General features: G+C 67.5%; 25 protein-coding genes. 12 read left to right on the top strand and 13 right to left on the bottom strand.

The features are described 5' to 3' along the window. Positions 1–37 precede the first annotated feature (37 nt). Positions 38–577: a J domain-containing protein gene (locus PBN85_RS05620; protein WP_271300410.1), complete on the top strand. Its 540-nt coding sequence runs from the start codon at positions 38–40 to the stop codon at positions 575–577. Beyond that, the gene (locus tag PBN85_RS05625) at positions 562–894 is read left to right on the top strand and encodes a hypothetical protein (RefSeq protein WP_037530102.1); all 333 of its coding nucleotides are present in this window, start codon (positions 562–564) and stop codon (positions 892–894) included. The genes PBN85_RS05620 and PBN85_RS05625 overlap by 16 nt, the downstream gene beginning before the upstream one ends. On the opposite strand, the gene PBN85_RS05630 is transcribed toward PBN85_RS05625, so the two are convergent. From PBN85_RS05630 to PBN85_RS05670, 9 genes are all read right to left on the bottom strand, one after another. Beyond that, complete coding sequence (locus PBN85_RS05630; protein ID WP_037530103.1) at positions 885–1,289, bottom strand: SufE family protein; 405 nt, start codon at positions 1,287–1,289, stop codon at positions 885–887. The two genes, PBN85_RS05625 and PBN85_RS05630, sit on opposite strands and share 10 nt — an antisense overlap. A 318-nt stretch (positions 1,290–1,607) precedes the next feature. Next, positions 1,608–1,841 carry a hypothetical protein gene (locus PBN85_RS05635; RefSeq protein WP_037530105.1) on the bottom strand — a complete coding sequence of 78 codons (234 nt, stop codon included), beginning with the start codon at positions 1,839–1,841 and terminating at the stop codon, positions 1,608–1,610. Between the two features lie 175 nt (positions 1,842–2,016). Beyond that, positions 2,017–2,298 (bottom strand): hypothetical protein, encoded by a 282-nt coding sequence (locus tag PBN85_RS05640; RefSeq protein WP_443026766.1) that lies wholly within the window; start codon positions 2,296–2,298, stop codon positions 2,017–2,019. A gap of 10 nt (positions 2,299–2,308) precedes the next feature. Beyond that, positions 2,309–2,575: a hypothetical protein gene (locus tag PBN85_RS05645; RefSeq protein WP_235199435.1), complete on the bottom strand. Its 267-nt coding sequence runs from the start codon at positions 2,573–2,575 to the stop codon at positions 2,309–2,311. Between the two features lie 9 nt (positions 2,576–2,584). Next, entirely contained in the window at positions 2,585–2,929 is a 345-nt protein-coding gene (locus tag PBN85_RS05650) for a hypothetical protein (RefSeq protein ID WP_373276460.1), read from the bottom strand. A 48-nt stretch (positions 2,930–2,977) separates the two neighbouring features. Continuing rightward, positions 2,978–3,352 carry an envelope stress response membrane protein PspC gene (pspC, locus tag PBN85_RS05655; protein WP_037530111.1) on the bottom strand — a complete coding sequence of 125 codons (375 nt, stop codon included), beginning with the start codon at positions 3,350–3,352 and terminating at the stop codon, positions 2,978–2,980. Between the two features lies 1 nt (position 3,353). Next, positions 3,354–3,617 (bottom strand): envelope stress response membrane protein PspB, encoded by a 264-nt coding sequence (gene pspB, locus PBN85_RS05660; protein ID WP_051583132.1) that lies wholly within the window; start codon positions 3,615–3,617, stop codon positions 3,354–3,356. A 1-nt stretch (position 3,618) separates the two neighbouring features. After that, positions 3,619–4,284 carry a phage shock protein PspA gene (gene pspA / locus PBN85_RS05665; RefSeq protein WP_037530113.1) on the bottom strand — a complete coding sequence of 222 codons (666 nt, stop codon included), beginning with the start codon at positions 4,282–4,284 and terminating at the stop codon, positions 3,619–3,621. 56 nt (positions 4,285–4,340) lie between these two features. Continuing rightward, positions 4,341–4,475: a hypothetical protein gene (locus PBN85_RS05670; RefSeq protein WP_268747098.1), complete on the bottom strand. Its 135-nt coding sequence runs from the start codon at positions 4,473–4,475 to the stop codon at positions 4,341–4,343. A gap of 174 nt (positions 4,476–4,649) precedes the next feature. Here PBN85_RS05670 and pspF point away from each other — a divergent pair, with 174 nt between their 5' ends. Then, positions 4,650–5,714: a phage shock protein operon transcriptional activator gene (pspF, locus tag PBN85_RS05675; RefSeq protein ID WP_271300411.1), complete on the top strand. Its 1,065-nt coding sequence runs from the start codon at positions 4,650–4,652 to the stop codon at positions 5,712–5,714. An 85-nt stretch (positions 5,715–5,799) separates the two neighbouring features. Beyond that, positions 5,800–6,405, top strand: coding sequence for a superoxide dismutase (locus PBN85_RS05680; RefSeq protein WP_271300412.1), 606 nt, complete (start codon positions 5,800–5,802; stop codon positions 6,403–6,405). A 140-nt stretch (positions 6,406–6,545) separates the two neighbouring features. Here PBN85_RS05680 and PBN85_RS05685 read toward each other — a convergent pair whose 3' ends face one another. Genes PBN85_RS05685 through mtaB form a run of 3 tightly spaced genes read right to left on the bottom strand, consistent with a single transcriptional unit; the run spans position 6,546 to position 9,555 of the window. After that, positions 6,546–7,184, bottom strand: a complete 639-nt coding sequence (locus PBN85_RS05685) for an inner membrane-spanning protein YciB (RefSeq protein ID WP_037530120.1) — start codon at positions 7,182–7,184, stop codon at positions 6,546–6,548. Between the two features lie 32 nt (positions 7,185–7,216). After that, positions 7,217–8,155: a signal recognition particle-docking protein FtsY gene (ftsY, locus tag PBN85_RS05690; protein WP_037530122.1), complete on the bottom strand. Its 939-nt coding sequence runs from the start codon at positions 8,153–8,155 to the stop codon at positions 7,217–7,219. Further along, positions 8,152–9,555 (bottom strand): tRNA (N(6)-L-threonylcarbamoyladenosine(37)-C(2))-methylthiotransferase MtaB, encoded by a 1,404-nt coding sequence (gene mtaB, locus PBN85_RS05695; protein WP_271300413.1) that lies wholly within the window; start codon positions 9,553–9,555, stop codon positions 8,152–8,154. Before mtaB ends, ftsY begins: the two co-directional genes overlap by 4 nt. A 40-nt stretch (positions 9,556–9,595) precedes the next feature. Between mtaB and PBN85_RS05700 the strand changes: the two genes are divergently transcribed. The 5 genes from PBN85_RS05700 to rimM all read left to right on the top strand — a co-directional run bounded on the left by PBN85_RS05700 (position 9,596) and on the right by rimM (position 12,934). Beyond that, on the top strand, positions 9,596–10,129 hold the full coding sequence (locus tag PBN85_RS05700; RefSeq protein ID WP_037530126.1) for a DUF924 family protein: 534 nt from the start codon (positions 9,596–9,598) through the stop codon (positions 10,127–10,129). Positions 10,130–10,292: 163 nt separating this feature from the next. Continuing rightward, positions 10,293–11,801, top strand: coding sequence for a signal recognition particle protein (ffh, locus tag PBN85_RS05705; protein ID WP_037530128.1), 1,509 nt, complete (start codon positions 10,293–10,295; stop codon positions 11,799–11,801). 40 nt (positions 11,802–11,841) lie between these two features. Then, positions 11,842–12,261, top strand: a complete 420-nt coding sequence (gene rpsP, locus PBN85_RS05710; RefSeq protein ID WP_037530130.1) for a 30S ribosomal protein S16 — start codon at positions 11,842–11,844, stop codon at positions 12,259–12,261. Between the two features lie 57 nt (positions 12,262–12,318). After that, on the top strand, positions 12,319–12,468 hold the full coding sequence (locus PBN85_RS05715; protein WP_271300414.1) for a hypothetical protein: 150 nt from the start codon (positions 12,319–12,321) through the stop codon (positions 12,466–12,468). Further along, entirely contained in the window at positions 12,434–12,934 is a 501-nt protein-coding gene (rimM, locus tag PBN85_RS05720; RefSeq protein ID WP_037530134.1) for a ribosome maturation factor RimM, read from the top strand. The genes PBN85_RS05715 and rimM overlap by 35 nt, the downstream gene beginning before the upstream one ends. A 709-nt stretch (positions 12,935–13,643) precedes the next feature. On the opposite strand, the gene PBN85_RS05725 is transcribed toward rimM, so the two are convergent. Further along, entirely contained in the window at positions 13,644–14,552 is a 909-nt protein-coding gene (locus PBN85_RS05725; RefSeq protein WP_051583133.1) for an NAD(P)/FAD-dependent oxidoreductase, read from the bottom strand. Positions 14,553–14,603: 51 nt separating this feature from the next. Between PBN85_RS05725 and PBN85_RS05730 the strand changes: the two genes are divergently transcribed. From PBN85_RS05730 to trmD, 3 genes are read left to right on the top strand one after another with little or no spacing between them, the layout of a single operon-like run. Further along, positions 14,604–14,876 carry an AbrB/MazE/SpoVT family DNA-binding domain-containing protein gene (locus PBN85_RS05730; protein WP_037530773.1) on the top strand — a complete coding sequence of 91 codons (273 nt, stop codon included), beginning with the start codon at positions 14,604–14,606 and terminating at the stop codon, positions 14,874–14,876. Then, positions 14,869–15,264 (top strand): type II toxin-antitoxin system VapC family toxin, encoded by a 396-nt coding sequence (locus tag PBN85_RS05735; RefSeq protein ID WP_037530139.1) that lies wholly within the window; start codon positions 14,869–14,871, stop codon positions 15,262–15,264. Before PBN85_RS05730 ends, PBN85_RS05735 begins: the two co-directional genes overlap by 8 nt. Further along, positions 15,261–15,986 carry a tRNA (guanosine(37)-N1)-methyltransferase TrmD gene (trmD, locus tag PBN85_RS05740; RefSeq protein ID WP_271300415.1) on the top strand — a complete coding sequence of 242 codons (726 nt, stop codon included), beginning with the start codon at positions 15,261–15,263 and terminating at the stop codon, positions 15,984–15,986. The genes PBN85_RS05735 and trmD overlap by 4 nt, the downstream gene beginning before the upstream one ends. Positions 15,987–15,989 lie beyond the last annotated feature (3 nt).

A 15,989-nucleotide genomic window follows, 5' to 3' on the forward strand; every position in this document is an offset into this window, starting at 1 on the left:
CGGTTGCGCCTTGGCGCCCAGGGCCTATGTGGTCCTGATGGCGCGCAGCACTTCACGCTCGAACGATTGGGGCTTTCCCCGCTGGCGTGGCTATGGCTCGGGTCGCGAGACGACGACGGTGCGGATTTGCGACCGGCACGGCTGTACCGAGCCGGGGGATTGCCCCGCGCCGAAATCGCCCAACAGCCCCGACCGCTGGTATTTCTGCACGACGCACGCCGCCGAATATAATCGCGGCTGGAACTATTTCGAAGGCCTGTCCGCGGAGGAAGCGGCGCAGCGCGAGGCGGCGGAGTCGCAGAATGCGTCGGGCTATGCCAATGCCAGCCATTATGCCTGGGGCGGCAGCGGCGACGGCAGCCGCTCGCGCGACGAGATGCGCGCGCTCGACGTGCTCGGGCTCGATACCGATGCGGATTTCGACACGGTGAAGGCCGCGTGGCGCAAGCTCGCCAAGGAAAACCATCCCGACATCCGCCCCGGCGATGCCGATGCCGCGGTGCGTTTCCAGACGGTGCAGGCCGCCTATGAGGTGCTGCGCAGCGCGGAGGAACGGCGCGAATGGCGCCCCCGCTGAAGCAGGTGCCGAGCGCCTGGCGCGGCGCGATCCTGGTCTGCGGCAAATGTTCGAAGAAGCTCGACGGCGGCTTCGGCAAGAAGGCGCAGACGCCGCTCGCCAAGCTGCTGCGCAAGCTGCTCGGCCTCGGCAAGGGGCGCAAGGCGACGCTCGGCGTGGTCGAGACGCGCTGCCTCGGCCTGTGTCCGCGCGGCGGCGTTGCGCTGATCGACGGCCGCGCGCCGGGGACGTGGCTGGTCGTGCCGCAGGGCGCCGACGTCGCCGAACTTGCCGCGCGGCTGGCGACAGTGCGGACCGTGCCCGCCGATCAGGCGTAGCGGCGCGCGGTTTCGCGGATCAGTGCGATCATGTTGGGGATGCCCTGCGTCCGGTTCGAGCTCAGCTGATTGGCGAGATCGAACGGCGCGAGTGCGCCCTCGATATCGGTCGCGACGATCGTCGCCGGCGTCTCGTCCTGCACGGTACGCAGCACGAGCGCGATGATCCCCTTGGTGATCGCGGCATTGCTGTCGGCGAGGAAATGGAGCGTGCCGTCCTCCGCCCGCATCGGATAGACCCAGACCGATGCGGAACAGCCGCGCACCAGCGTCGCCTCCGTCTTGAGCGCTTCCGGCATCGGCTCGAGCGACCGGCCGAGGTCGATCAGCAGCCGATAGCGATCGTCGGCATCGAGGAAGTCATATTCGTCGCGGATCTCGGCGATGCTGGTCATCACGGCGCGGTAGACCGGCGGCGGGGAGGAGGCAATCGGCCATCACCTTGGTGATGCCGCGCCGGTCCTGGGCGAATCCTCTGCAACACCGTGTGTCATGCCGGACTGGTTCCGGCATCCACTGTTCCGCAAGAGCAGCCTCTGGGTTTGCGGGGCGGCAGACCCCGGAACACGTCCGGGGCGACGTTAGGGTTCAGGAGAGGTCAGGACGTTCGCAGAGGTCTTGCCTGCGCGGAAACCAGGTGTCCGGTCAGGCAAGCGCCCCATCCGGGCTCCGCGTTGACGCGGGGTGGCGAACCGCAATCGCCACCTGCGTCCTCACAGATCCACACCGGCGGCGATCGCCTCCAGCTTGCGGATACGCTCCTTGAGATCGGCGATCTCGATCCGCGATCCGGCGGAGGGGCCGGCGGGGACGGGCTCGCGGGCGGCGAGCTGTTCGTGCTGGAGCGCGAGCCAGCCGCGCCAGCCCGACAGGCAGGCGCCGACCAGCATCGCCAGACCGGCGAGCGCCACCAGCGCGAGCGTAAGATAGACGTTGGGATCGTTCATGATCGGCCTCCGGTCAGCGGGCGTGCAGGCGGCGGGTCTCCGGACGGGACCGACGCTGCCGCGGGTTTCGGTACCGGCGCCACCCGGGGGAGGGCGCGCCGCGGATTGGTCCCACCCAGAACAGCGGGTGGAAAGGGGGGGGGGCAGGCAGCTCCGGCCGCCTTGGCCCCCGTGGTCAGTTGATCGGCAGACGGCCGGGCGCGGTGCCGCGCAGCGCGTCGATCTCCTGCGCCAGGTCGGCGCCGCGATCGGTGACGATGCGTTCGAGCACGCGCACTCGTTCCTCCAGCCGCTCGGTCTGCGCGGCATATTGCGCGGCCTTTTCGGCGACCTTGTCGGCCTCGATCTCCATCCGGCGGTGCTGGAGCGCGAACCACGGCTTGACGAAGATGCCGCCGAAGATCGCGAGCAGACCGCAACAGATGCCGAGGATGGGGATCATCAGAGGGCTCATCATCCTACTCCTGTCAGCAGCTGCGCAGCTGGTCGATTTCGTGGCCGAGCCGGTGGGCGCGGTCGGTGACGATGCTCTCCACCGTCGCCAGCCGCTCCTGCAGCCGGTCGATCTGGCCGATGCGGCGGGCGTTTTCGGCATCGAGCAGGTCGATGTTGCGGCGCGCCTCGACATCGGGGGCAATGATCGCCTGCCGCACCTTGCGGCGGCCGTAATATTGCACCGCCAGCGTCACCATCGCGCCGAAGATCATGCAGACGATATGATCGGGTCCCATCATCCGTCTCCCTTAGCGGTCGCGAAGCGCTTCGATCTCGCGGGCGGTGCGCTCGGCGGGATCGGTGGCGATGCGTTCGAGGACGGCGATCCGTTCCTCCAGCCGGCTGACCTGCCCGGTCAGCTTCTCGTTCTCGTTGGAGAGCAGCATGATCTTGCGCTCCGCCTCGATGTCGTCGCCGCCGTCGGGGCCGTAGCCCATCCACATCATCCGCTGCATGCGCCGCATCTTGCGGGCCTGGCGGTTTTGCGCCTCTTCCAGCGGATAGCCGTGCTTGGCCTTGACCCAGGTGGTGAAGGCGTGACGCGCGCTCACCGCTCCGACGATACCGACCGGCACCATCCAACCCATGTCCATCGTGATTCTCCCTGAACCCGTGATGCCTGATCCTGCCCCCGACGTTGCTCAGCGCAGGCTGTCGATTTCCTCGGCCAGTCGGCTGTTGCGGCTGGTGTAATGCAGCTCGATGTCGGCGAGCCGGCGATCGATGTCGCGGAACTTGCTGCGCACCTCGCTGGTCGAGCGCTTCGGATTGGTCCGCACGCCCTGCCAGAATTTGGCGTCTTCCTGCGTCTCGTAGAGGCCATAGGGCTTCTTCGGCGCGAGCAGCCCGGCGGCGACATAGGCGATGAACACCCAGCCCGAGGTGGCGATGGTCAGCACGATCATCGCGACGCGGACCAGCGTCAGGTCGAAGCCGGTATAGTCGGTGATCCCGGCACAGACGCCGAGCCACTTGGCTTCCTGCTTGTCGACGTAGAATTTGGTGCGGGTAGACATCTCAATTCCTCCGGTCGAGCGAATAGGGGGTTGCTTGCGGGCTGTTCAGACTGGCCCGAAAGTCAGGATTGTCGGCGGCGACGATCCGCTCGACGGTATTGAGCCGATCTTCGAGGCGACGGGCGAGATTGAACATCTCGTCCAGCAGACGTTCGTCTTCTTCCGTGATCTTGGGTGCCTGTTTCCACTTGGTGATGTAGTGGAAGATCAACCAGGGCAGGCCGATCAGGGCAAGCGAAATGGCAAGTACGCCTTCGATGTCCATTTCACCCCTCCTTCTTCAGGCGCGCCTTGAGCGCGGCGAGTTCGGCATCGACCTTGTCGCTCTGGCGCAACTCGGCGATCTCTTCCTCAAGGCTCTTCGGTGCGCCGAGACCCAGCGCCTCGGCGCGGCCTTCGGCATCGTCGACCCGGCGTTCGAGCACGTCGAAGCGGCTGAACGCCTCGTGCGTCTTGGGGCCGGCATACATCTCGCGGAGGCGGTAGCGGTTGTTGGCGCTTTCCAGCCGCGTCTGGACGTTCGACTGTTTGGTGCGCGCTTCGGTCAGCTTCTTCTGGAGCTTGGCGATATCCTCTTCCGAGGCGCGCAGCGCGTCGTCGAGCACCTTGATCTCGATCTTGAGCTGCTCGGCCATGTCGGCGGCCTTCTGCTTCTCGACCAGAGCCGCCTTGGCGAGGTCTTCGCGATCCTTGCTCAGCGCCAGCTCGGCCTTCTCGGTCCAGCTGTCCTGCAACTGCTCCAGCTTGCTGATATGGCGACGCATCTCTTTCTGGTCGGCGATGGTGCGGGCAGCGGAGGCGCGCACCTCGACCAGCGTCTCCTCCATTTCGAGGATGATCATGCGGATCATCTTCGCCGGATCTTCCGCCTTTTCGAGCAGGTCGGCGAAATTGGCGGCGACGATGTCGCGGGTGCGGGAAAAAATGCCCATCGATTCTTTGCTCCTAAGACTGTCCGGCGCGACGGGGCGCCGGCTTTGCGACCATGTTACGCGCTCTGCTGCGTGGTCGCTACACTGTGGCTGGCCGCGGCGGGACCGACCGCGCCAGCGACACAGGTGGCGCTGAACAGGACGGTGCAGACGATCGCGGCGAGCTTGCGGCCGGTGTCGGAATTGAACATGGAAACCTCCTGATATCTGAACCTTGTTCCCGCCGTGTGGCGGTATGTCCGGTGCTTTGCAGGAGGCGTGCCAAATCGGAAAAGCACGCAAAAGCGTCACTTTTCGGTGTCATATATATGTAAAACACCGGCGGATGCTTGCATAGTCTTGGCGTTTTGCGCCAGATGTTGGCGATGGAACGGACCTCGCAGGTGATCGGCCAATCGGGGGCCTTTCTCGACGCGCTGGAGCGTGCCAGCCGCGCCGCCGCGCTCGATCGCCCGGTGCTGGTGATCGGCGAACGCGGTACCGGCAAGGAGCTGGTCGCCGAGCGTCTCCACCGCCTGTCGCCGCGCTGGGACCAGCCGCTGGTGGTGATGAATTGCGCCGCGCTGCCCGAGTCGCTGATCGAGGCGGAACTGTTCGGCCATGAGGCGGGTGCCTTCACCGGCGCCACCAAGGCGCGCGCCGGCCGGTTCGAGGAGGCACATCGCGGTACCTTGTTCCTCGACGAACTCGGCACGCTGTCGATGGCGGCACAGGAGCGGCTGCTGCGGGCGGTCGAATATGGCGAGATCACCCGGATCGGCGCGTCGCGGCCGGCGCGCGTCGACGTGCGGATCGTCGCGGCGACCAACGAACATCTTCCCGACAAGGTCGATGCGCACGAATTCCGCGCCGATCTGCTCGACCGGCTGAGCTTCGAGGTGGTGACGCTGCCGCCGCTGCGCGCGCGTACCGGCGATATCGCGGTGCTCGCCGACCATTTCGGCCGGCGGATGGCGTCGGAGATCGGCTGGGATCGCTGGCCCGGCTTCGGTCCGCGCGCGCTCGACCAGCTGCACACCTATCGCTGGCCGGGCAACGTCCGCGAGCTGCGCAACGTCGTCGAGCGCGCGGTCTATCGCTGGGACGGCGACGGCCCGGTCGACGCGATTGAGATCGATCCCTTCGCCTCGCCGTTCCGGCCGCAGGGCGGGGCGGGCGGCGGGCCGCGCCGGGCAACGCCCGCGCCTGCATCCGCGTCCGCGTCTTCGGGCGCCGATGCGCCGCCCGAGGACAGCCCGGTCGCCGCCTGCGAGGCCGGACCGTCCGACTTCAAGTCGCGCGTCGCGCAATTCGAACGCGAGCTGCTCGCCCGTGCGCTCGCCGACCATCGCTTCAACCAGCGCGCCACCGCCGAGGCGCTCGGGCTCAGCTACGATCAGTTGCGCCACGCGCTGCGCCGACACGAGCTGATCAACGCGACGGGCTCGTAACGCTTGCGTAACGGCGGGGGAGCATTAGGCAAAGACCTGCGTTAACGCCGGGACGACACTGTCCCTACCGAAAGGAGCCTTAGCCATGGCATTCGAACTGCCGCCGCTGCCGTATGACTATGACGCGCTGGAGCCGGTCATCTCCAAGGAGACGATGACCTTCCACCACGACAAGCATCATGCCGCCTATACCGCCAAGCTCAACGAAGGCGTCGCCGCCGACGCGAGCCTCGAAGGCCTGTCGATCGAGGACATCCTCGGCCGCATCTCGTCGCTGCCGCCGCTCGTCCGCAACAATGGCGGCGGCTATTGGAACCACGACTTCTTTTGGAAGATCATGGCGCCCAAGGGTTCGACGCAGCCGTCCGGCGCGCTCAAGGACGCGATCGACGCTTATGGCGGGCTCGACAAGCTCAAGGAGGATTTCAACACCAAGGGTGCGGGCCAGTTCGGTTCGGGCTGGGCCTGGGTGATCAAGGATTCGGGCGGCGCGCTCAAGGTGACGTCGACGCCGAACCAGGACAATCCGCTGATGGACGATGCCAAGGACAAGGGCACGCCGATCCTCGGCAATGACGTGTGGGAACACGCCTATTACCTGACCTACAAGAACGATCGCCCCGGCTACCTCAAGGCGTGGTGGGACATCGTCAACTGGGACGAAGCCGGCAAGCGTTTCGACGCGGCGTAATTCCCAAATTCCTCCCCGCTAGCGGGGAGGGGGACCAGCCGCAGGCTGGTGGAGGGGGGCTTCCGCAAGCGATGCGCTGCGTGAAGAGCCCCCTCCACCACCGGCTTCGCCGGCGGTCCCCCTCCCCGTGCCGGGGAGGATTATTCCGGCGGGATCCCCGCCTGCGGGTCCTCGGTATTCAGCCCATGCCGCAGCAGCATCGGCACGTTCGCGAACGCGAACAACAACGTAAGCGGGATCGCCCCCCATAATTTGAACCCGACCCAGAAATCCCAGCTCGTCGTCCGCCACACCGCCTCGTTGAGCGCCGCCATCGCGACGAAGAATAGCGCCCAGTTGCGCGTAAGCTTGCGCCAGCCGACCGCGTCCAGCCCCGGATAGGCGGTGCCGAGCAGGCCCTGCAGCAAAGGCCGGCCGGTGATCAGCCCGAAGGCGAGCACGGCGGCGAACATGCCGTAGACGAAGCTCGGCTTCATCTGGATGAACTTGGGGTCGTGGAACCAGACGGTCAGCCCGCCGAACACGACGACGAAGCCGCCCGAGATCCACAGCATCGGCGACACCGCACCGAGCTTCGCCTTCGACACCGCCATCGCGATCACCGTCGCGACGACGAAGGCGGTGGTGGCGACGATCACCTTGGCGATCACCAGCGCACCGGCGCGGTCGAGATCGGAGAGGAAGCCGGTGCCCGCCGCGACCAGCTTCATCGCCAGCGCCGCGGGGAAGAGGAAATTGACCGCGAAGAAGACGAGCAGCGGACCATATTCGATGCCCATCCGCAGGCCGGGGGAGGATGGCCGTGCCGCGGTCACTTGCGCGCCCCCTGATCGACGCCGGCGATGATCCGTGCCACCTCATTGGCGTCGAACGGCCGAAGGTCGGTCATCCCCTCGCCGACGCCGATCGCATGGATCGGCAGGCCGTATTTCTCCGCCGCGGCGACCAGCACGCCGCCGCGCGCGGTGCCGTCGAGCTTGGTCATGACGAGGCCGGTGACCCCCGCCACCTCCTTGAACACCGCGATCTGGCTCAGCGCATTCTGGCCGGTGGTCGCGTCGAGCACCAGCACGACGTCATGCGGGCTCGCCGGGTTGATCCGGCCGAGCACGCGGCGGATCTTGGCGAGTTCGTCCATCAGCTCGCGCTTGTTCTGCAACCGGCCGGCGGTGTCGACGATCAGCACGTCGATGCCGGTCTCGGTCGCCTTCTTCACCGCGTCCCAGACAACGCCCGCGGCATCGCCGCCCTCCGGCCCGGTGACGATCGGCACGCCCACCCGGTCGGCCCAGGTGCGCAGCTGGCCGATCGCCGCGGCGCGGAACGTGTCGCCTGCCGCCAGCATCACGCCGTAATCCTGTTCCATCAGCAGATGCGCGAGCTTGGCGATCGTCGTCGTCTTGCCCGATCCGTTGACGCCGATGACGAGGATCACCTGCGGCCGCGGAAACGCCTCGATCTCGATCGGGCGGGCGACGCGGGCGAGCGTCTTCTCGACCTCCTCGGCGACGACGAGGCGAATGCCGAGCTCCTCCATGTTGCGCTCGAACGTCCCCTCGGCGAGGCGGGTGCGGATCTTGCCGGCGGTGTCGGGGCCGAGGTCGGAGGCGATCAGCGCCTCCTCGACCTCGTCGAGCGTCGCCTCGTCGAGCCGCGCGCCGCCGAGGCCGGCGAGATTGCCGACCAGCCGGTCCGACGTCTTCTTGAATCCGCCGAGCAGCCGCTCGTGCCAGGTGGGGGTGGTGCTCATATCATCGTCCCTAGCAGCTGGGTGTCGGTGGCGGCAGTGATGCGGACCGCGACGATATCGCCGGGGTTGCGGGTGACTGGACGCGAAAGCGCGGCGCTTGCGGAGGCCTGCCCTTCGACCGGCTCAGGGCGAACGGGGGAGGGGGGCGCGGTGTCTTCACGACCGCCACCGCCAAAGTCCCCATGATCCGTCAGGGCTGAGCCTGTCGAAGCCCGGCCGTCCCCGTGCGCGACGCCGATCGGCGCAAGCGACACCTCCGCGAAATTCCCCGCATGGCCGCGGGTCCCCGGCCGTTCGAGCAGCACCTGCTGCACCGTGCCGACCTGCCCGTCGAGCCATGCCGTCCGCCGCCGCGCCGCCGCGGCGCGCAACCGTTCCGCCCGCGCCTTGATCGTCGCCGGGGCGACCTGCGGCATCCGCGCCGCCGGCGTGCCGGCGCGCGGCGAATAGGGGAAGATATGGCCGTGGACGATATCGGCATCGTCGATCAGCGCGAGCGTGTCGGCGAACATCGCGTCATCCTCGGTCGGGAAGCCGGCGATCAGGTCGGCGCCGATCGCGAGATCGGGCCGCGCCGCCTTGAGCCGCGCCACCGTCGCCACCGCCTGCGCGCGGCTGTGGCGGCGCTTCATCCGCTTGAGGATCAGGTCGTTGCCCGCCTGGAAGGAGAGGTGGAGATGCGGCATGATCCGCGCCTCGCCGGTGATCAGCGCCTCGAGCCGCGCGTCGATCTCGATCGAATCGAGCGACGACAGCCGCAGCCGCGCCAGCGCCGGGACATGGCGCAGGATGCGCGCGACCAGATGCCCCAGCGTCGGCGCGCCGGGCAGGTCATGGCCATAGCTGGTCAGATCGACCCCGGTCAGCACGATCTCGCCATGGCCCGCGTCGACCAGCGCGGCGATCCGGTCGATCACCGCGCCCGCCGGCACCGACCGGCTCGGCCCGCGGCCGAAGGGGATCGCGCAGAAGGTGCAGCGATGGTCGCAGCCGTTCTGCACCTCGACGAAGGCGCGGGCGTGGCCGGTGAAGCTCGAGGCGAGATGCGGCGCGGTATCGCGCAACTGCATGATGTCGCCGACCACGACGGGGGCGAGGCTGTCCCACGCCGCGCGCGACAATTTCTCGCCATTGCCGATCACCCGGTCGACCTCGGGCATCGCCGCAAAGCCCTGCGGGTCGATCTGCGCCGCGCAGCCGGTGACGACCAGCTCGGCGTACGGCCGGTCGCGCCGCGCCCGGCGGATCGCGCTGCGCGTCGCCTTGACCGCGGCGTTGGTCACCGCGCAGGAGTTGACGACCACGGTATCGCGCCCGGCGACGAGCGTCCGGATCGTTTCGCTCTCGGCGATGTTGAGGCGGCAGCCGAGGGAGATCACCTCTGGCGCGGGAGCAGGCATGGCGGGCGATTTAGTCAGTGATGGAGCCCAAGTCCATGACATGGCGACGGCGGTGCTCGACTTCTGGTTCGGGCTGACCAGCGAACAGCAATTCGCCAAGGACGACGCCCTCGACCGGACGATCGCCGCACGCTTCGCGGCGATGCGCGATGGCGTGCTGCGCGCGCGGGCGGAAGGCTGGCGCGACGATCCCGATACGCTGCTGGCGGCGATCATTCTGCTCGACCAATTCTCGCGCAATCTGCATCGCGGCGCGGCGGAGGCCTATGCGGCGGACGGCCTTGCGCGCGAATTGACGCACACCGCGATCGGACGGGGCTGGGAGGGGCGCTATCCGCCCGAACGGCGCGTCTTCCTCTACATGCCCTTGATGCATGCGGAGGATCTGGCGGAGCAGGACCTGTCGGTGACGAAGTTCGAGGCGCTGGGGCTTGCGGATAACATCGCCTTCGCACACGATCATCGTGACGTGATCGCAGCCTATGGACGCTTTCCGAGCCGCAATGCCGCGCTGGGACGCGAATCGACCGATGCGGAACGCGCCTATCTCGCCCGGCCGGATGCCGGCTGGTAGGACCAAGCGGCCACTCTTGCCTCCATCGTCACTTTCGACTAACAGCGATGCACGTTCCTCCACGGAATGCGATCGATGAAGCGCCCATGGGTGCACGCTGGCCGGCGAGGTTTCGCCCGCCGGCGTCTTTTGCGTTGCGTGGCATGATAAGGGTTTCGAGGCGATGTTCGACAGTCTGAGCGACCGGCTTGGCGGCGTATTCGACCGCCTGCGTGGCCGTGGCGCGCTGACCGAGGCCGACGTGCGGACGGCGATGCGCGAAGTGCGCGTCGCGCTGCTCGAGGCCGACGTCGCGCTGCCGGTCGCGCGCCAGTTCGTCGACAAGGTGACCGAGGAAGCGGTCGGCCAGAACGTGCTGCGCTCGGTCACGCCGGGGCAGCAGGTCGTCAAGATCGTCAACGACGCGCTGGTCGAGATGCTCGGCGCCGACGCGTCGGAGCTGGACCTCTCCGTTACCCCGCCCGCGGTGGTGATGATGGTCGGCCTGCAGGGCTCGGGCAAGACGACGACCACCGCCAAGATCGCCAAGCGCCTCGCCGCCGGTGTCGGCGGGCGTGACCGCAAGAAGGTGCTGATGGCGTCGCTCGACGTCAATCGCCCCAATGCGCAGGAACAGCTCGCGACCTTGGGCACGCAGGTCGAGGTGGCGACGCTGCCGATCGTCCCCGGCCAGCAGCCGGTCGACATCGCCCGCCGCGCGCTCCACGCCGCCAAGCTCCAGGGCTATGACGTGCTGATGCTCGACACCGCCGGCCGGCTTCACGTCGACCAGGCGCTGATGGACGAGATGAAGGCGGTGGCGGAGATCGCCACGCCGCAGGAGATCCTGCTCGTCGTCGACTCGCTGACCGGGCAGGACGCGGTCAACGTCGCCCAGAACTTCTCCGAACAGGTGCCGCTGACCGGCGTCGTGCTCACCCGGATGGACGGCGACGCGCGCGGCGGTGCCGCGCTGTCGATGCGCGCCGTCACCGGCAAGCCGATCAAATTCGCCGGTACCGGCGAAAAGATGGACGCGCTCGAAGCCTTCCATCCCAGCCGCGTCGCCGGCCGCATCCTAGGCATGGGCGACGTCGTCAGCCTGGTCGAGCGCGCCGCTGAATCGATCCAGCAGGAAGACGCCGAGCGGATGACCGCGCGGCTCGCCAAGGGTCAGTTCGACATGAACGACCTGCGCGGTCAGCTCCAGCAGATGCGCCGGATGGGCGGCCTCGGCGCGCTCGCCGGCATGATGCCGGGGATGAAGAAGGCGCAGGGCGCGCTCGCCACCGCCGGCGGCGACAAGATGCTGATCCACATGGATGCGATGATCGGCTCGATGACCGTCAAGGAACGGACCAAGCCCGAGCTGATCAACGCCAAGCGCAAGATCCGCATCGCCAAGGGATCGGGCACGACGGTGCAGGAGGTCAACAAACTCCTCAAGATGCACCAGGAAATGTCGACCGCCATGAAGAAGATCAAGAAGATGGGTGGTCTCAAGGGCATGATGGCGATGCTCGGCAAGGGCGGCATGGGTGGTCTCGGCAATGCAATCGGCGGCGCCGGGCTCGGCGACATGATGGACAAGGCCGGCGGCGGCCTGCCCAAGGGGCTGCCCGGCCTCGGCGGCGGCCAGGACGGCATGCCCAAGCTTCCGCCCGGTTTCGAAAATCTTCTCAAGAAGAAATAAGACTTCAACGCAAACGACTTAGAACGAAGGATTATCTACAATGGCACTCAGCATTCGCCTGTCGCGTGGCGGCTCCAAGAAGCGTCCCTATTACCGGATCGTCGTCGCCGACGCGCGCAGCCCGCGTGACGGCAAGTTCATCGAGAAGATCGGCAACTACAATCCGCTGCTCGCCAAGGACGCCGAGAACCGCATCGTCCTCGACGCCGAGCGCGCCAAATACTGGCTGTCGAACGGCGCGCAGCCGACCGACCGCGTCGCGCGCTTCCTCGACGTCGCCGGTATCCGTGAGCGCGCCGCGCGCAGCAACCCCAACAAGGGCAAGCCGGGCGAGAAGGCGACCGAGCGCGCCGAGGAGCGGGCCGAGAAGCTGAAGGCGCAGGAAGAGGCCGCCGCCGCCGCCGCCGCCGCCCCGGCCGAAGAGGCGCCTGCCGCCGACGCCGAGACTGCCGAGGCGTAAGCATCGAAGCCGGCCATGGTGCGTTGATAGCCTCTCATTCCGAGGAGTTGACGCATCATGGCCGCCGAACCCGATCCCCGTACCGCCGCCGACGAACCGACCGACACGGCGGCGACCGACGACGCCACCAATCAGGGCGTCTCGGCCACCGAACCCGCAGAGGGAGACGATGATGCCCCAGCAGGAGACGGCGGATCGCCGGGCTGAGCCCAGCGTCACGCTCGCGGTGGTGATCGGCGCGCACGGCGTCAACGGCCAGGTGCGCCTCAAGGTCTTCGCCGAGGATTTCGGCAGCTACAAGAGCTTCAACCAGGGCGCGCTGACGCTCAAATCGGCGCAGGCCGGTAACAACGGCCTGATCGTCCGATTCGCCGAAGTCGCCGACCGCAACGCCGCCGAGGCGCTGCGTGGTACCGAATTGACCGTGCCGCGCTCGGCGCTGCCGCCGCTCGGCGACGGCGAATATTATCATGCCGATCTGATGGGCCTGCCGGCGGTGTCGACCGACGGCAGCGCGCTGGGCCGTGTGGTGCTGATCGAGAATTTCGGCGCCGGCGACGTGCTCGAGATCGAGCGGCCCGACGGCAAACGCTTCATGGTGCCGATGAACGCCGACGCGGTGCCCGAATGGAACGCAGACCGGCTGGTGGTGACCGCCGACTTCGTCGAATGACGCGGTGGCGGTGACGGGCGCAATCGGCCGGAGCGATCTGTCCTATAGTCCCCTGACGGGCTATCCTCGCGCACGCTCTTTCTAATGTGAGTCGCTCGTAGCGCAGGAATCGAAACGATCGCAGCGGATCGTTTCCGTTAAGGTGTCCAAGTTGTCCACGTCAGCGGGCTGACACGATCGCCGCGACACCCGCGCCGCGTGCCAAGCCGTCCCGTATTCCCGCGCAGGCGAAAATCCAGTGGCCAAGCAGAACAACGGCTTACCGGGTGAAGACCACAAGGATGCCGCCTCGCGGGAGCGCTGCGAAGAGGCTCGGCGGCACCCAAAGCGGGCCGCGGCCTAGGGCGTTCGGTCACTCAAACGTGGCGTTACCCGAAGCGCACCGTCGCCCAAAGCGCTCCGTCAATCCAGACGTGTTCCGGGGTCCACCGTTCCGCAAGGTTAGCGGCTTACGCTCCCGCGGAACCGTGGATGCCGGAACAAGTCCGGCATGACCAAGGGTGCAAGGGTCTCGCCTTCGCGCGGGCAAGGCCAAGGCCACCACCTTTCCCAACCGCCCATCCCGGCGGAGGCCGGGGTCCAGTCGGGCGAACCTCTAGACGGACTCACGCCACTCGCCTGACTTCGCCACGGACAGCGGATATGCAAAAGACCCGCCCCAGCCGCCGCGCTACCCTCGCAGGAACGCCGCCGGCGGCGGACCCGGCCATCACCGCCGGATCGGCTGTCGCTCGGCGAGCGTGTTGCGGATCGTCGTCGCCGCGACCCCGGCCTCGCCCATCGCATGGCTGATCTGGTCGAGCCCCTTGACCACGTCCCCCGCCGCGAACAGCCCCGGCACGCTGGTGCGTTGGTGATCGTCGACCTCCAGGCAGCCGTCGCCATTCGCCCGCGCCCCCGCCGCCACCGCGAGATGCGAGCGGATACGCGATCCCAGCGCCGGATAGACGCTGTCGAACGCCATCCGCCCGTCCGCCGTATCGAGCGCGAGACGATTGCCCTCGATCTGCCAATTGCCGCACGGACCGGCGACGCGCGCGATCCCCGCCGCATCGAGCCGGGCGACGCATGCGGGGTCGAGCCGATGCTCGGCGTCCGGCGCGATCAGGGTGATGTCGCGGCTATAGCCGCGCAGGAAGATCGCCTCGCGCATGCCATGGTCGCCGGTGCCGATCACGCCGACGCGCTTGTCGGTCACCTCATAGCCGTCGCAGATCGGGCAATAGCGGAACAGGCCGCGTTCGAGCGCCGGGTCGTGCACCTCCGGCAGGATGTTGGGCCGGTGATTGACCACCCCCGTCGCCAGCAGCACGGTGCGCGCGCGATACCGGCCGTGATCGGTGACGATGGTGAAATCCTCGCCGTCTGGCTCGATCGCGGTGACCTTCTTCTCCTCGCGGTGCGCGCCGTAACGCTCCGCCTGGGCGAGCATCAGCCCCAGCAGGTCCTTGCCGGCGATGCCGTCCGGATAGCCGGCATGATTGTGCGTGCACGGGATCATCGCCGCGCGGCTCGACCCGCTGTCGAACAGCCGGATCGAAAGGTGAAAGCGCGCCAGATAGATGGCGGCCGTCAGCCCGGCGGGGCCGGCGCCGATGATGATGCAATCGTCGGTCACGCTTGAAGGCTCAGCTGCATGTATATACGTCCCGTAGATACGGAGATTGGCATGGCTAACGAATATCGCGCCAAGGTGTTCAAATCAGGAAATTCGGTTGCGTTGCGCTTACCCAAGGCGCTGGGTCTGAAGGAAGGGGACGAGATGATCCTGCGGGAGGAGCGCGGGGCCTTCGTGATCGAGGCTGCGCCGCCTGTGCGGAAGAAGATCGACCTGACCGGCATCTACGGTTCCTGTCCAGGATTGAAGCCCTTGGCACCGGAAGACCGGATGATGGAGCCGCGTGACCTCGATTGGGCCGGGGCGCTGTTGCAGCGTGACTGATCTCCGGGTCGCACCCCGTTTCCTGCTCGACTCGAACATCTGCATCTACCTGCTGGAGGCGCTGTCGGACCGTGCGCGTCACCGGGCGGAATCATGTGCCTTGGGTGAGGTCGTCACCTCCGCCGTCGTCTATGCCGAGGTGCTGCGGGGCGTCGATCCGGCGGACGGCCATGCGATGCGCGCCATGCGTGCGTTCTTCGATCTCATCACGCCGCTGCCGTTCGATACCACGGCCGCCGAGGCCTATCAGCGACTACCCTTCCGCCGCGGCCGGTTCGATCGGCTCATCGGCGCGCATGCGCTGGCGTTGCGGCTGACCGTCGTCACCGCCAACGTGTCGGATTATGCCGATATCCCCGGCCTCTCCGTGGAAAACTGGACCCAATGACCTTCGCTGCGACGATCCTCACCCTCTACCCCGAGATGTTCCCCGGGCCGCTCGGCGTCTCGCTCGCCGGCCGGGCGTTGCGCGAAGGGGGGTGGCGGTGCGATCCGGTCCAGATCCGCGACTTCGCCACCGATCGGCATCGTTCGGTCGACGATACGCCGGCGGGCGGCGGTGCCGGGATGGTGCTGCGCGCCGACGTGCTCGCCGCCGCGGTCGACAGCGTCGCGGACGACCGCCCGATCCTCGCGATGACGCCGCGGGGGCGGCCGCTCTCCCAGGCCAAGGTCCGCGCCATCGCCGGCGGTCCCGGCGTCATCATCCTGTGCGGCCGGTTCGAGGGCTTCGACGAGCGCATCTTCGCCGGCCGTGCTATCGAGGAGGTGTCGATCGGCGACTATATCCTGTCGGGTGGCGAGATGGGGGCGCTGGTGCTGCTCGATGCTTGCATTCGGCTGCTCCCCGGCGTAATGGGCGCGGCTTCAAGCGGTGTGGACGAGAGCTTCGAAACGGGGCTGCTCGAATATCCGCAATATACCCGACCATTCGATTGGGAAGGGCGCACGATCCCCGAAGTGCTGCGATCGGGGGATCATGCGAGGATCGCGGCCTGGCGCAAGTCGATGGCCGAGACCGATACACGGCTAAGGAGGCCGGATCTGTGGGAGCGCCACGAGGGCGCTCGGGTCCGACCTCCCTCTGGCGCGCGGCACGAGAAGGACTGATGC

The sequence above is a fragment of the Sphingomonas sp. CV7422 genome, from assembly GCF_027945725.1.
Taxonomy (GTDB): domain Bacteria; phylum Pseudomonadota; class Alphaproteobacteria; order Sphingomonadales; family Sphingomonadaceae; genus Sphingomonas; species Sphingomonas kyungheensis.

What these genes read in the sequence shown, in the direction of transcription:
- pspC (WP_037530111.1), bottom strand. Translation starts at nt 3,352, where the DNA reads ATGTCTACCCGCACCAAATTCTACGTCGACAAGCAGGAAGCCAAGTGG.
- PBN85_RS05635 (WP_037530105.1), bottom strand. Translation starts at nt 1,841, where the DNA reads ATGAACGATCCCAACGTCTATCTTACGCTCGCGCTGGTGGCGCTCGCC.
- PBN85_RS05650 (WP_373276460.1), bottom strand. Translation starts at nt 2,929, where the DNA reads ATGGACATGGGTTGGATGGTGCCGGTCGGTATCGTCGGAGCGGTGAGC.
- PBN85_RS05680 (WP_271300412.1), top strand. Translation starts at nt 5,800, where the DNA reads ATGGCATTCGAACTGCCGCCGCTGCCGTATGACTATGACGCGCTGGAG.
- PBN85_RS05630 (WP_037530103.1), bottom strand. Translation starts at nt 1,289, where the DNA reads ATGACCAGCATCGCCGAGATCCGCGACGAATATGACTTCCTCGATGCC.
- PBN85_RS05715 (WP_271300414.1), top strand. Translation starts at nt 12,319, where the DNA reads ATGGCCGCCGAACCCGATCCCCGTACCGCCGCCGACGAACCGACCGAC.
- rpsP (WP_037530130.1), top strand. Translation starts at nt 11,842, where the DNA reads ATGGCACTCAGCATTCGCCTGTCGCGTGGCGGCTCCAAGAAGCGTCCC.
- PBN85_RS05730 (WP_037530773.1), top strand. Translation starts at nt 14,604, where the DNA reads ATGGCTAACGAATATCGCGCCAAGGTGTTCAAATCAGGAAATTCGGTT.
- rimM (WP_037530134.1), top strand. Translation starts at nt 12,434, where the DNA reads ATGCCCCAGCAGGAGACGGCGGATCGCCGGGCTGAGCCCAGCGTCACG.
- PBN85_RS05625 (WP_037530102.1), top strand. Translation starts at nt 562, where the DNA reads ATGGCGCCCCCGCTGAAGCAGGTGCCGAGCGCCTGGCGCGGCGCGATC.
- PBN85_RS05620 (WP_271300410.1), top strand. Translation starts at nt 38, where the DNA reads ATGGCGCGCAGCACTTCACGCTCGAACGATTGGGGCTTTCCCCGCTGG.
- trmD (WP_271300415.1), top strand. Translation starts at nt 15,261, where the DNA reads ATGACCTTCGCTGCGACGATCCTCACCCTCTACCCCGAGATGTTCCCC.
- pspA (WP_037530113.1), bottom strand. Translation starts at nt 4,284, where the DNA reads ATGGGCATTTTTTCCCGCACCCGCGACATCGTCGCCGCCAATTTCGCC.
- PBN85_RS05670 (WP_268747098.1), bottom strand. Translation starts at nt 4,475, where the DNA reads ATGTTCAATTCCGACACCGGCCGCAAGCTCGCCGCGATCGTCTGCACC.
- mtaB (WP_271300413.1), bottom strand. Translation starts at nt 9,555, where the DNA reads ATGCCTGCTCCCGCGCCAGAGGTGATCTCCCTCGGCTGCCGCCTCAAC.
- pspF (WP_271300411.1), top strand. Translation starts at nt 4,650, where the DNA reads ATGGAACGGACCTCGCAGGTGATCGGCCAATCGGGGGCCTTTCTCGAC.
- ftsY (WP_037530122.1), bottom strand. Translation starts at nt 8,155, where the DNA reads ATGAGCACCACCCCCACCTGGCACGAGCGGCTGCTCGGCGGATTCAAG.
- PBN85_RS05685 (WP_037530120.1), bottom strand. Translation starts at nt 7,184, where the DNA reads ATGGGCATCGAATATGGTCCGCTGCTCGTCTTCTTCGCGGTCAATTTC.
- PBN85_RS05700 (WP_037530126.1), top strand. Translation starts at nt 9,596, where the DNA reads ATGGCGACGGCGGTGCTCGACTTCTGGTTCGGGCTGACCAGCGAACAG.
- PBN85_RS05645 (WP_235199435.1), bottom strand. Translation starts at nt 2,575, where the DNA reads ATGATGGGACCCGATCATATCGTCTGCATGATCTTCGGCGCGATGGTG.
- ffh (WP_037530128.1), top strand. Translation starts at nt 10,293, where the DNA reads ATGTTCGACAGTCTGAGCGACCGGCTTGGCGGCGTATTCGACCGCCTG.
- pspB (WP_051583132.1), bottom strand. Translation starts at nt 3,617, where the DNA reads ATGGACATCGAAGGCGTACTTGCCATTTCGCTTGCCCTGATCGGCCTG.
- PBN85_RS05640 (WP_443026766.1), bottom strand. Translation starts at nt 2,298, where the DNA reads ATGATGAGCCCTCTGATGATCCCCATCCTCGGCATCTGTTGCGGTCTG.